This window comes from Heliobacterium chlorum, from assembly GCF_014502795.1.
In the GTDB taxonomy this organism is placed as follows: Bacteria; Bacillota; Desulfitobacteriia; order Heliobacteriales; family Heliobacteriaceae; genus Heliobacterium; species Heliobacterium chlorum.
Genome location: NZ_JACVHF010000041.1, coordinates 1 through 12,595 on the forward strand (window position 1 = coordinate 1; position 12,595 = coordinate 12,595).

Consider the following 12,595-nt stretch of genomic DNA (forward strand, 5'->3'; position numbering starts at 1 on the left):
AGTTGTCGTGCCAACGGCAGCGCTGGGTAGCTATGTCGGGAGCGGATAAGCGCTGAAAGCATCTAAGCGCGAAACCGACCCAAAGATGAGACTTCCCACTCGAAAGAGGTAAGACCCCAGGAAGATGACCTGGTCGATCGGCCCGAGATGTACACGCCGTGAGGCGTTCAGTCGACGGGTACGAATCGGTCGAGGACTTGACCTTATGCGCAACCTACTTTCCTTTGTGTGGTTTTCAAGGAACAATAAACTCCATGGCGAAGGCCATGGAGTTTTGTTATAAACGATTCTATTCGATAACATAAGGATTGTTACAGAAGAATACTTCAACATAAATCATTTACCGACGCGTAAAGGAATCACCGATGGGAAAAATAAGCCTGATTAATCAGTAAAAGGAAGGGGAGCATGGTTGCTCCCCTTTTTTAACACAGGACGGGGAAGGAAAATCACCGAGCATCCCCGAATTAATCTAATTTGAGGTGATTACATGCCAATTCGAGGATTAATGGAAGGAGCTATGCTTTCGGCGTTGACAGCAGTGCTCGCTCTCCTGGGGATCTATATCGTTCCCTTATCCTTAATCACAAACTTGGTATGGACCATACCCATCGTAGTGGCCATCGTCCGACATGGATGGAAAATCGGCACCATGTGCCTGGGCGCAGCCACAGTACTCATTGCCCTTTTCGCCGGACTGCCAGCAGCGATCATTATGGCGCTTCATTTTGGTGGCTTAGCTATTCTCTATGGTATTGCTTTTCGTCATTCCTGGTCTACCTTTAAATCAGTTGGGCTTGGTACTTTTGTCGTATTGATTTCAACGATCAGTGTATTTTATGTCCTAATGCTCTTGGCTGGGCTAACGCCGGAATCTTTTCAACAAGAGCTAGGCAATGCCGTAAACTATGTTATCGAGTCTTACCGTTCGGCTGGTCTACTTGAACTCTACGCGGAGCAAGGAATCACTGAGGAAGCCTTGCGCAACCAGTTCAACAGTTGGATTCAAATGTTCCGGAACACGCTGCCGAGCCTAGTCGTAATGGCCTCCTTACTGGCGGCCTCTACTAATCTATTTCTGGCGAGACTGATCTTAAAACGCCTGCAACTGCCAGTAACAACGCTGCCACCCTTTCGAGAATGGCGCCTTCCTTGGGAGACCGTCTGGGTCGTTAACATCGGGCTAGCGGCATCTTTGGCCGGTGATTACTGGAATGTCTCTTGGTTATACTTGCTGGGAATCAACGTTCTTTATATCATCATGCCGATCCTGCTCGTTCTCGGCTTCTCCGTCATTTCTTATGCTTTAGACAAATTTACGCTGTCCCCTTTTCTATTGTTTGTCCTCGCGGTAACTATACTTCTATACTTACAACACATCCTCGTCCTGATCATGGTATTCGGCCTCTTTGATCTGATCTTTGATTACCGATCAAAGATGGACAAATTTACGAGCGCCTAAAGCGCTGAGTGGGGGAAGATCGATGCTTCCCGAAGTGAAAAAACGCCTGTCCTTCTGGCTTATGACGCTCCCGGCTGTGCTGACGGCGGGTCTCCTCGTCACGCTCTTGTCATCCGTCCATCAATGGTTGGCTGGAGGGGTGACGGCCTTGTTGATGGCAGTACTTTTTGTGGCCATAGAGTACTACTACCGTTCTCGCCTTCAGGCCGAGGCGAAAGTCGCCCATCTTGAGGAGCAGTTGGACTCTGCAGAATCGGATTTGCTATCCCATCTTCCGCTCGGCATCGTCTTGATCGATTCAGGCGGTATCATGGTCTGGCATAACCCGGAGTTTGCGCGCATGCTGGGAAGGGCAGGCTACCGCTTCAAGGGTAAATTACGAAGTCATCTACCGGAACTGCACTTTAAAAAGAACTCTGCTTTTAGCGAAATGGTCTCATCTCGTTTGGTTATCCGGGATCGACAGATCAAAGTAACCTTGCGACAAGGCCCAGAAGAGGGCCGGCGCTTGCTCATCTTTGATGACGTAACTGATTATGAACAACGATCCAGTCGGGAAGAGGGGCCAGTCATCGGTATCTGCATCATCGATAACTTTGACGAGGCGATCGCCCCACTAGAAGAGGAAGACAAATCGGCAGTCATCGCAGAAGTGGATAAGCTTCTCAGCGAATGGGCCATGGGATTGGAAGGTTTTCTACGCAAAATTGGCGAAGATCGCTATGTATTGCTGATCAATGGCATTGGTTTGCGCCTATGCCAGGCCCATAACTTTGAAATCTTAGATCGAATCCGTTCCATCGATCAAGGGAACCGCCTCCCGGTAACCTTGAGCATCGGATTGGGAGCCGGAGAAGAATCGATGCTCGATTTGGGACGCCTTGCTCGTACCGGCGTCGACTTAGCCTTAGAACGGGGCGGCGACCAGGTGGTCGTCAAATCAGCCGATCGGGTGCATTTTTACGGAGGAAACACGGAGGCCGTAGAAAAACGTACTCGTGTACGAACCCGGGTCATCGCCAAATCACTTCGGAATTTAATTCAAAACGCAGAAAACGTGGTCATCATCGGTCATGCCTTTGCCGACTTGGATACGGCAGGCTCGGCCATCGGTTTATCACAAGCCGTATTGAAATTGGACAAACCGGTATCCATCGTCTTAGATGCTCGTGGCGGAGCTATCGATCGCCTCATAGACATTGTCCGCAGCAACAGCGATCTGGAACGAATCATCGTACCGTTACAAGATGCCCATGTTCTGGTGACCGAGCGAACCTTAGTGATCATCGTCGACACCCACAAACCTTCTCTGCTTCCCGATAAGAGCCTCCTCGATGAGGCGAAGAATGTGGTCGTCATCGACCACCACCGCCGGGGAGAGGAATTTATCGAGAAAACCAGTCTTGTTTATTTAGAGGCTTACGCCTCGTCCACGTGCGAACTTGTGGCGGAGATCTTGCAGTACTTAGGCGATGATGTAGAACTGGGACGTATCGCGGCATCAGCGTTGCTGGCAGGGATTACCGTCGATACGAAACATTTTGTATTTATGACCGGTGCCCGGACCTTCGAGGCTGCTTCCTATCTGCGTCGTTCCGGGGCTGATCCGCAACTGGTCCAAGAAATTTTACGCGATCCGATGGATACGGTGGTCCGCCGTGCCGCCATCATTCAAAACGCGGAAATACATTTTGGGACGGTCGCGATCGGCATGCAGGAAGAAAGTGTGCCCCGTTCTGCCGTCATTTCAGCTCAAGCTGCCGATATATTGTTAGATACAGAAGGGATTCAAGCTTCCTTCGTCCTCAGACCATATGTACAGGGAACAGCGATTTCTGCCCGATCCCATGGGGAGATTAACGTTCATGCGATCCTGGAAAGCATGGGCGGCGGTGGACACCTCACCATCGCTGGTGCTCAGTTGAGCGACCTAACCCCACAGGAAGCGAAAGAAAAACTATTGGTCGTCATTTCTGAATATCTGCAGCGCAACAAACAGGCAGCTCAAAAAGAATCTTAGCCAGAAATATATGCAATTGATACAAGGAGGACGTTCCCATGAAAATCATCTTAAATGCTGATGTAAAAGGCCTAGGAAAAAAAGGCGATCTGGTCAATGTGGCCGACGGTTACTACCGCAACTTCATCCTTCCCCGAGCTCTGGGTGTGGAAGCCACTCCGGCCAACATCAAAAACTTAGAACGGCTCAAAGCGAACGAAGCGAAGAAAAAAGAGCAAGAACTGCAAGAAGCCAAAGAGTTGGGTGCTAAGATGAGCGGCCTGACTGTCACTGTAAAAACGAAGTGCGGGGAAGGCGGCAAACTCTTTGGAGCCGTAACCAACAAGGAAATTGCCGAAGCCATGGAAAAACAGCATGGTTTGAAAGTGGATAAACGTAAATATGAATTGAAGCAGCCCATTAAGTCACTGGGCCATTACACCATCACCGTTAAAATTCACCCCTCTGTTTCGGCGGAACTTAAAGTGGAGGTCATCAACGAATAACTATCTTGACGTACTATTGAAAACTGCTCGTCTGTCTCGTATCGGCGATAGTACGTGACGACGATTCACCCCGGCAACGGGGGTTTTTTTTCGCGGGAAGGAGAAACAACAGAGTAGATGAAAAAAATAATGGACACTCTGGCGCTGAATAGGCTATCCCGCCTAATGGGGAAGAAGTCAGAAGAAGAGATGCTGGAACGTCAAGTGGATGCCTTATTTGGCATGTTGTCCGACATTTACGGTGCGGACAAGCTTGTCTTACGAGCCAGTAAGCTGGAGATATTGACACAGATGCGATCGACCCAGTTAGAAGAGCGTGTCTGGGCTCTCCAAAAACTCGTCTTGACAGGCCCTCTACCCCAAAAAGCGCCGACGATGAAGGATATCCCTGATATCCTTCAGGACGTAGAAGAAGAGATTGCTAGCATCATCGCCCGCCGTTCCGTTGAAGACAAGCTCGAAAAGCTTGTGGCCGACAAGATGCAAGAGCGACACGAAGAATACATGCGTGAAATCAAGATGCAGGTGATCAAGGAAAACGGCGGACCCGAAAACGCTCAGACCTTAAAACGTTTGGCCATTTTGGAGAAGATGAATGCCAACCGCCTGTCCCGTTCGGCCATGGAAGTGCTTCGCCCACAGAAAATATCGGAGGTGGTCGGGCAGGAACGGGCGATTCAGGCCATCTTGTCCAAGCTGGCTTCCCCCTATCCGCAGCATATCCTCTGTTACGGTCCTCCCGGTGTCGGTAAGACGACAGCGGCTCGCTTAGCCTTCTCAGCAGCCAAAGAACGGACCATCGGCCCTTTTAAAAGTGATGCACCCTTTGTGGAAGTGGACGGAACGACCCTGCGTTGGGATCCGAGAGAAGTGACGAATCCGCTCCTGGGCTCGGTCCATGACCCCATTTACCAAGGCGCCCGCCGGGACCTAGCTGATACAGGCATCCCCGAACCGAAGCTCGGTCTTGTCAGCGATGCCCACAGTGGAGTCCTTTTTATCGATGAAATCGGTGAGATGGACCCCATGCTGCTCAACAAGCTCTTAAAGGTGCTGGAAGACAAGCGGGTCTCCTTTGAATCAGCTTATTATGATCCCCATGATCCCAACGTCCCCCAATGGATCAAAAAGATCTTCGAAGAAGGAGCACCAGCCGATTTTATCCTTGTCGGGGCGACGACCCGATCTCCGGCTGACATCAACCCGGCTCTGCGTTCCCGCTGTGCCGAGATTTTCTTTGAACCGCTCACACCAGTCGACGTCCAAGCGATCATCGAGAATGCCGGCGAGAAACTCGGCGTGACCCTCGATCCTGATGTAGCCGAGATCATTGCCGAATACACCATTGAAGGCCGGAAAGCCGTGAATATCTTAGCCGATGCCTATGGACTATCTTTGTACTGTCAAGATGAACTCGTCCAAAAGGCTTCTGCAGAAGCTGCTGCTACGCGAGAGAGTCTGAATACTTCCGAAGCAGGCGATTCCTCCCTTCCCATCCATGTGACCCGCGATGATGTGCTGGAAGTGCTGCGAACAGCTCGGCTCAGTCCCTACGTGACTCAAAAAGGTGAACATAAAGCGGAAGTGGGCCGGATATTCGGCCTTGGTGTGACCGGATTTGTGGGATCGGTGATCGAGATTGAAGCGGTCGCCTTCCCGGCGTCCAAAGAAGGTAAAGGCAGCATCCGCTTTAATGATACGGCCGGCAGCATGGCGAAAGACTCTGTCTTCAACGCGGCCTCTGTGTTTCGCCAGCTTACCGGCAAAGAACTAGCCGATTACGATATCCATGTGAACGTCATCGGTGGTGGTAATATTGACGGTCCTTCCGCCGGAATGGCCATCTTCCTCGCCATGTACTCAGCTGTGATGGAGATTCCTCTCTGGCAGGATGTCGCGATCACCGGGGAAATCTCCTTACGGGGACAAGCCAAAGCGGTTGGCGGCATCTTTGAAAAAATCTATGGCGCCCGCCAGGCGGGTATCCGCCGGGTTATCTTGCCGAAAGAGAACGAAAAAGATATTCCTTCCGGTCTTCATGGGATTGAAGTCATCACCGTACAAACCATTATGGAAGCACTGGAATTGATTCAGGCTGGATCGATCGATCCGTCGAACCCAAATAGAGAACTTATCGGCAACGCCTCTTAAGTAAATGGACTTCGATAAACTTTTTTCACTTTTGGCTGATTCGTCAGATTTGGATCGAATTAGCCATTCTTCAACAATGATTCCACTGGATTGACGGATTTCTCGTCTCATTGCACAATAGAGATAGCGTCCTGACCCGGGTCTCCTGGACCCGGGTTTTCTGTCTTCTACATGCGGAGGGAGATGCGGAGGTGCCATGAGCAGCCTGTTTGATCGTTTGCCCCCCCAGAACATTGAAGCGGAGCAGTCTGTACTCGGCTCGATGCTTCTTGATGGGGATGCCGTCTATAAAGCAACAGAACTCTTAAAACCGGAAGACTTTTATAAAGAAGCCCACCAAATTATCTTTCGGACCTTGCTCACCTTATCGCAGCGAGGGGAACCGGTCGATCTGATCACCTTGACGGAGGAACTGCGGCAGACCGGTAATCTCGAGCGGGTTGGGAGCATTCCTTACCTGATCGAACTAGGGAACGTCGTACCGACAGCGGCCAACGTGGAACACTACAGCCGCATCGTGTCGGAAAAATCGCTCCTTCGCCAAGTCATCCGTGCCTCCACAAAGATCACCCAAAAAGGCTATGATGCGACCGATGAGGTCGATCAGATCCTCGACGAAGCGGAACAAGCCTTTCTGGAAATCGCCCAGCGCCAAACTCGCGACGGGATGGTTTCACTGCGGGAAGTCCTCGTCAACACACTCGATCACATCGAACACCTGTACAGCCGTAAAAGCGAAGTTACTGGTGTGGCGACCCATTTCCGGGAGTTAGACCGGATGACATCGGGACTGCAGCCTTCTGATATGGTCATCGTTGCCGCCCGTCCGGCCATGGGGAAAACAGCCTTTTGCTTAAACATCGCCCAAAATGCGGCCGTTCGAGACAAAGTACCCGTCGCCGTCTTCAGCCTGGAAATGTCGCGGGAACAGCTGGTCCAGCGGATGTTGGCGTCAGAAGCTCTCATCGACCAGCAGCGACTGCGGACAGGGGACTTGAGTGAACAGGATTGGGATACGCTGACCCGAGCCATCACGCCCCTTTCAGACGCGCCCATTTACATCGATGACACGGCCGGTATCACCGTCATGGAGATGCGGGCCAAGTGCCGGCGGTTGAAGACGGAAAAAGGGCTCGGTTTGATCATCATCGATTACATACAACTCATGCAGGGTGCCGGGAAGCGCTCCGAGAACCGGCAGCAAGAAATCTCAGAAATCTCTCGATCCTTAAAAGCCTTAGCCCGGGAGCTAAATGTTCCGGTCGTGGGACTTTCCCAGCTCTCCCGTTCTGTAGAACAGACGACCGATAAAAAGCCGAACTTGAGCCACTTGCGCGAATCAGGTGCCTTGGAGCAGGACGCCGATATGGTCATGTTCATCTACCGGGAAGAATACTACATGCCCGAAACAGAGAAAAAAGGCATCGCCGAAATCATCATCGCCAAGCACCGGAACGGCCCCGTCGGATCGATTGAGCTGGGCTTCTTGAAGGAGTTTACGAAGTTCGTAAACCGTGATTACCGGTAACCGATACGGTTGTATGAAAAAAGTTATTCACAGAAAAAGGGTTGGGCCGTTACTGGCACCAACCCTTTCTTGTTTTATAGGTAAAACTATCTTTGTGAACAACTATTCTCGTCATAGCTTGTGACCGAACGGTTCAGAAATTTTAGTGGGAACTGGTTATCCACGGCTTATCCACAACTTATACACAGAAGTATTTATCTGGTTGACAAGACCACTTTCAGGCAGTTGTCAGTTGTCCACATGCATGGTCGGCAATTTACATAACATTTCGGAATAAATCCGTACAGAGAGTAATGAAAAAAGCCTAGCGGACAGAGCTGTATAAACGTTGTTTTTGTGAGGGAAAGAGCTGGCGAATCTTATGTACGCATTCAAGACTAACAAAGCAGATCAGAAAAGTAGTCACAGAAAGCAGGCCAAACTTGAGACCGATAGGGATAGCGACCGGTTTCATCAGGTAGACCAGCGGCAACAGGACGGGCATATGAAAATAGTAGATTCCGTAAGAGTTTGCCGCCAAACGCCGCCAGAGGAAAGCATCACTGTTGACAAACTGTTGAAAAAGGGCCGAGCAGGCAAAAAACATGGTCATGCAAAAGGCGGCGTGCAGAAATCCGAGACCCGCTTTAGGCAATATGTCAGTAGCGTTCGTAAAGGAGAGGCGATAACCTAAGAAAACGATACCGCTGACGACGGCAGCTACGCTCCAACCGAGCGGGGACGGTTGGTAACCGGAGGAGGTAAACCACCAGCGTCTCCAACTGTAGACACCTAAAAGGAAGTAACAGACGTAAATTCCGATGCGCGTCGGCTGTAAGAGAAATAGGTAATGCACGTTGACCCAGGCATCGGCGTGGTAAAAGAGATTTCCGACAAAAAAGGCCCCCGTCGTTAGAATTAGAAAGACGATAAACAGCAGCGGCGATGGATATGTTCTACCGCCTTTTTCGAAGGATCCCGGTATCACCAGATAGGTCAAGGTAAGCAGCAAAAAGAAAAGGCTGAGAACCCCTAAAAACCAGTAGTGGGCATGTTGGAAGTAAGGACCCCAAAAAGGGCCGAACCAAAAGCTCAAGTAATCGGGCGGTGTATCAGACCGGCTGAAGACGATCATGTACGAAATAAATGGAGCCAAAAAGAGGACACCGAAAATCCAGGGCAAGAGGATCCGTCGAACTTTGTCCAACCAAAAATGGAGCGGGCCTTTTCCGATCAACGTGGGGAGCACAAAGTAACCAGCCGAAAAGAACATGATCGGCATGATGAACACGTCTGTCAACAAGACAAAAAGATCGAAAAACAGATTCCGTTGCTCATCGACCACATACCACCACTCCGGGGCGTAGACCATATAGGACATGGCCGTATGGAGCAAGATGACAAAGAAGATGACAAACACACGCAAGTTATCGATGAAATAGAGCCGTTCTCGAAAAGGTCGCAAAGGTATTTCCTCCTCTTATTGGGTAATATTTTGTACATAGATTGAAAAAAGGTAAGAACTATTTCCATAGTAAATGAAAAAACATGCGTTCACAATAGTGAAAATAATTGTGCTCTCAATTACAATAAGAAATAGGTCTGCAACCACGGTAAGGTTGACGACCCGTTACGATAAAGGTGCTGACGTTTGTTTTAGATTTGTTTTAGAATGGAGAGGAAAAAGGAATGGGTGAAAAAACGCGTAAGGTATTGCAGTTGATCGACCATGACTTTGAAGATCTAGAACTATGGTATCCGGTGCTCCGGTTGCGGGAAGCTGGGCTGACCGTTCATCTAGCCGGGGAAAAGGCGAACGAGAAATATATAGGCAAATATGGTGTGCCGACCTTGTCCGATGTTTCTTTTAATGACGTGAACGCCGATGAATATGATGCGTTGCTCGTACCCGGTGGCTGGGCTCCGGACAAACTGCGCCGTTTTCCGGCCGTATTGGATATCGTCCGCTCCATGGATGAACAGAAAAAGCCTATCGGACAGATTTGTCATGCCGGCTGGGTCTTGATTTCGGCGAAGATTTTACAAGGTAAGAAGGTCACCAGCACCCCTGGCATTCGAGATGACATGGAAAACGCCGGCGCCACTTGGTTGGACGTGCCGGCCGTGATCGACGGACATCTCGTGTCTTCTCGCCGTCCACCAGACTTGCCCGAGTACATGCAAGCGTTCCTATCGGTCTTAAAAAGCTAACTTCCTACCAAAGATAGATGGCTAAGAAGCCGTATGGGAGCCTTCGGCGATGTTCATCATTCCCGATATGCTTCGTTCCCGAAGATACCTTGTAAAACAGCAATTGTACTATTGAAAAACTGGTTATCGACCTTTTTTCAGTAGATTGTGTACAGTAGTGTATAATGTGTGAAAGAAAAAGTCGCCTTTTCCACCGGGGAAAACCTAGGTGGAAGGCGACTTTTTTAATCTCATTCAACGAGTATTTTTAACTCTTGATATACTCATACCCGTTGACGAGCACTTCGATCTCGCCGGTATAAGGATTAAACATAAGGCCGTGAATCGGCACATCTTTAGGGATGAGCGGATTATTTCGGATTTTGCTTACAACTTCCTTCACGTTTTCACAGGGTTGATGGAACCGGTCCAGCCAGGACTCCAGTTCATATTCCACCATGTGTAAGGCTTCAGGAGAGATGCCGCGGGCAAGCATTTTTTGCTTGAGGCCTTCGGCAGTACTGTTGGCCACACCGCAGTCGAGATGGCCGATGACCATGACTTCTTCTACGTTCAACTCGAAGATGCCCACGACGAGGCTACGAATGGTCGCTTCGAAAGGCCCCGTCACCGAGTTGCCGGCATTCTTAATGACCTTAGCTTCCCCACGCCGGATACCCATGGCCGGCTCTAGAAAATCGACGAGACGAGTGTCCATACAGGTGAAAATAGCCAGTCCCCGGCTCGGTGTTTTGCCGACGTAATCTTCCGTGCTTTGTTGAAACTCCTGAGGAAGTCGCTGGACAAAGGCTTTGTTAGCGGCAAGGACTTGTTCGAGTCGATTCATTGATTCCACTCCTTGAAGGAAAACTACCAACATATAACGACTATTGCATAGAGAATGAAGACAGATCAGGTGATGAAAATGATTAGAATGTGTCGCCTAATGGTCTTTTTGAATAATTCGCTCTTTCGAGGGGAATTCCTTTTTTCGCCGTAAGATGGTTATTATTGACTTGGAGGCCCTGTTTTGATAACATAGAAAGGGCTATCCTTGCCTTGGGCAAGGTTTTTTTACTGTATGCTTAACCCAGAGGAATGGGGATATTTTTACGAAGTGGGGGTACCAGTATGTCATCGGTCGTAGTTGTTGGCGCCCAGTGGGGCGACGAAGGAAAAGGCAAAATCACCGACTATCTGGCCCAGAACGCCGACCTGGTGGTACGCTATCAGGGGGGCAACAACGCAGGACATACCGTCATGGTCGAGGGGAAGGAGTATAAACTCCACCTCATTCCCTCAGGGATCCTCTACGGAGACAAAATCTGCATTATCGGCAATGGAGTCGTCGTCGATCCCGGTGTCTTGCTGAAAGAATTGAACTACCTGGAAAGCATGGGCATCTCCACCGATAATTTGCGCATATCCAGTCGGGCTCATGTTATCATGCCCTACCACCGCAAGCTCGATGAAGTGGAAGAAGAGAGCAGAGGCAACGCGAAAATCGGCACCACCAAGCGGGGGATTGGTCCTTGCTACGTGGACAAGTTCGCTCGCGTCGGCATCCGCATGATCGATCTGATGGATCCGGAAGAATTCCGGGAAAAACTGACTCAGAATGTAGCCGCGAAAAACGTTCTCTTTGAAAAAGTCTATGGTACTTCTGGTGTCGATGTTGAAGAAATTTTCACAGAATACCAGGCCTACGCAGATCAACTGCGTAAATATGTGACAGATACGTCCGTACTTATCGAAGAAGCTCGTCTCGCCGGCAAGAATGTGCTCTTTGAAGGTGCCCAGGGCACGCTGCTCGATATTGACCACGGAACCTACCCCTTTGTCACCTCGTCCCATCCCATCGCCGGGGAAGCATGTACCGGCGCCGGTGTGGGTCCGACGACGATCAACAAAGTTATCGGTGTGGTCAAGGCCTACACGACCCGTGTCGGTGAAGGACCCTTCCCGACGGAACTCAATGACGAAGTGGGCGAACAAATTCGCAAAGCCGGCCATGAATTCGGTACGACTACAGGCCGTCCTCGCCGTTGCGGCTGGTTTGACGCCGTTATCCTTCGCTTCTCCGTTCGGGTCAGCGGGTTGACTTCCATGGCCATCACGAAACTGGATGTATTAGATGAACTTCCGACCGTGAAAATCTGTGTCGGCTACAAATATCAAGGCGAAGTGATTCAGCATTTCCCGGACAGCTTGAAGAAACTGGCCGATTGTGTGCCTGTCTATGAAGAAATGCCCGGCTGGATGACGGACACGACCGGTTGCCGCTCTCTGGAAGAACTGCCGGAGAAAGCCCGGAACTATGTAAAACGTCTGGAAGAACTCTGCGGCTGCCCGGCCTCTATTTTGGCTGTTGGCCCGGACCGGGAGCAGACGATCGTCCTTGAATCGGCTTATTAACCGCAGTTTTTCAACGCGTACGCGATGAATCGGGGTTTGAATGCAGCATTCTGTTAAGGGATGCTGCATTCTCTGTTTTGGACCGGTTACATAGATCCCAAAATAATTTAGAAAAAACGCATTGACACGTAATACATGTTTTTGTATACTACAAATCGTGTCAGGCGCTCGTTAGACAAGCAAGCGAACGTAAGGCAGAACGAGCTGATCCATTAGCTCAGTTGGTAGAGCACCTGACTTTTAATCAGGGTGTCGCTGGTTCGAGTCCAGCATGGATCACCATTTCAAATGGCCCGTTGGTCAAGCGGTCTAAGACACCGCCCTTTCACGGCGGTTACAGGGGTTCGAATCCCCTACGGGTCACC

The 12,595-nt window shown here is 50.1% G+C and carries 9 protein-coding genes, 2 tRNA genes and 1 rRNA gene; 10 read left to right on the forward strand and 2 right to left on the reverse strand.

All coding sequences use genetic code 11. From position 1 onward, the window contains the following. The 6 genes from H1S01_RS18690 to dnaB form a co-directional block, all read left to right on the forward strand. Positions 1–205, forward strand: a 23S ribosomal RNA gene (locus H1S01_RS18690); the annotation flags it as partial. Between the two features lie 285 nt (positions 206–490). Further along, positions 491–1,462, forward strand: a complete 972-nt coding sequence (locus H1S01_RS18695; RefSeq protein ID WP_188041916.1) for a YybS family protein — start codon at positions 491–493, stop codon at positions 1,460–1,462. 22 nt (positions 1,463–1,484) lie between these two features. Then, the gene (locus H1S01_RS18700; RefSeq protein WP_188041917.1) at positions 1,485–3,482 is read left to right on the forward strand and encodes a DHH family phosphoesterase; all 1,998 of its coding nucleotides are present in this window, start codon (positions 1,485–1,487) and stop codon (positions 3,480–3,482) included. Between the two features lie 38 nt (positions 3,483–3,520). Then, on the forward strand, positions 3,521–3,967 hold the full coding sequence (gene rplI, locus H1S01_RS18705; RefSeq protein WP_188041918.1) for a 50S ribosomal protein L9: 447 nt from the start codon (positions 3,521–3,523) through the stop codon (positions 3,965–3,967). 117 nt (positions 3,968–4,084) lie between these two features. Continuing rightward, the gene (lonC, locus tag H1S01_RS18710; RefSeq protein WP_188041919.1) at positions 4,085–6,118 is read left to right on the forward strand and encodes a Lon family ATP-dependent protease; all 2,034 of its coding nucleotides are present in this window, start codon (positions 4,085–4,087) and stop codon (positions 6,116–6,118) included. A 196-nt stretch (positions 6,119–6,314) separates the two neighbouring features. Continuing rightward, the gene (gene dnaB, locus H1S01_RS18715) at positions 6,315–7,646 is read left to right on the forward strand and encodes a replicative DNA helicase (protein ID WP_155477957.1); all 1,332 of its coding nucleotides are present in this window, start codon (positions 6,315–6,317) and stop codon (positions 7,644–7,646) included. 304 nt (positions 7,647–7,950) lie between these two features. Here the strand turns inward: dnaB and H1S01_RS18720 are convergent, their stop codons facing one another. After that, positions 7,951–9,090, reverse strand: a complete 1,140-nt coding sequence (locus H1S01_RS18720; RefSeq protein WP_188041920.1) for an acyltransferase family protein — start codon at positions 9,088–9,090, stop codon at positions 7,951–7,953. Between the two features lie 224 nt (positions 9,091–9,314). Here H1S01_RS18720 and H1S01_RS18725 point away from each other — a divergent pair, with 224 nt between their 5' ends. Then, a complete protein-coding gene (locus tag H1S01_RS18725; protein ID WP_188041921.1) occupies positions 9,315–9,836 on the forward strand; it encodes a type 1 glutamine amidotransferase domain-containing protein in 522 nt (173 codons plus the stop codon). Positions 9,837–10,083: 247 nt separating this feature from the next. On the opposite strand, the gene H1S01_RS18730 is transcribed toward H1S01_RS18725, so the two are convergent. After that, positions 10,084–10,662, reverse strand: a complete 579-nt coding sequence (locus H1S01_RS18730) for a beta-class carbonic anhydrase (RefSeq protein WP_188041922.1) — start codon at positions 10,660–10,662, stop codon at positions 10,084–10,086. 284 nt (positions 10,663–10,946) lie between these two features. Here H1S01_RS18730 and H1S01_RS18735 point away from each other — a divergent pair, with 284 nt between their 5' ends. From H1S01_RS18735 to H1S01_RS18745, 3 genes are all read left to right on the forward strand, one after another. Further along, on the forward strand, positions 10,947–12,230 hold the full coding sequence (locus H1S01_RS18735) for an adenylosuccinate synthase (protein ID WP_188041923.1): 1,284 nt from the start codon (positions 10,947–10,949) through the stop codon (positions 12,228–12,230). A 206-nt stretch (positions 12,231–12,436) separates the two neighbouring features. Then, positions 12,437–12,512, forward strand: a tRNA-Lys gene (locus H1S01_RS18740). A gap of 8 nt (positions 12,513–12,520) precedes the next feature. Next, positions 12,521–12,593 (forward strand) — tRNA-Glu (locus tag H1S01_RS18745). Positions 12,594–12,595 lie beyond the last annotated feature (2 nt).

What these genes read in the sequence shown, in the direction of transcription:
- H1S01_RS18695 (WP_188041916.1), top strand. Translation starts at nt 491, where the DNA reads ATGCCAATTCGAGGATTAATGGAAGGAGCTATGCTTTCGGCGTTGACA.
- H1S01_RS18700 (WP_188041917.1), top strand. Translation starts at nt 1,485, where the DNA reads ATGCTTCCCGAAGTGAAAAAACGCCTGTCCTTCTGGCTTATGACGCTC.
- dnaB (WP_155477957.1), top strand. Translation starts at nt 6,315, where the DNA reads ATGAGCAGCCTGTTTGATCGTTTGCCCCCCCAGAACATTGAAGCGGAG.
- rplI (WP_188041918.1), top strand. Translation starts at nt 3,521, where the DNA reads ATGAAAATCATCTTAAATGCTGATGTAAAAGGCCTAGGAAAAAAAGGC.
- H1S01_RS18735 (WP_188041923.1), top strand. Translation starts at nt 10,947, where the DNA reads ATGTCATCGGTCGTAGTTGTTGGCGCCCAGTGGGGCGACGAAGGAAAA.
- lonC (WP_188041919.1), top strand. Translation starts at nt 4,085, where the DNA reads ATGAAAAAAATAATGGACACTCTGGCGCTGAATAGGCTATCCCGCCTA.
- H1S01_RS18725 (WP_188041921.1), top strand. Translation starts at nt 9,315, where the DNA reads ATGGGTGAAAAAACGCGTAAGGTATTGCAGTTGATCGACCATGACTTT.
- H1S01_RS18730 (WP_188041922.1), bottom strand. Translation starts at nt 10,662, where the DNA reads ATGAATCGACTCGAACAAGTCCTTGCCGCTAACAAAGCCTTTGTCCAG.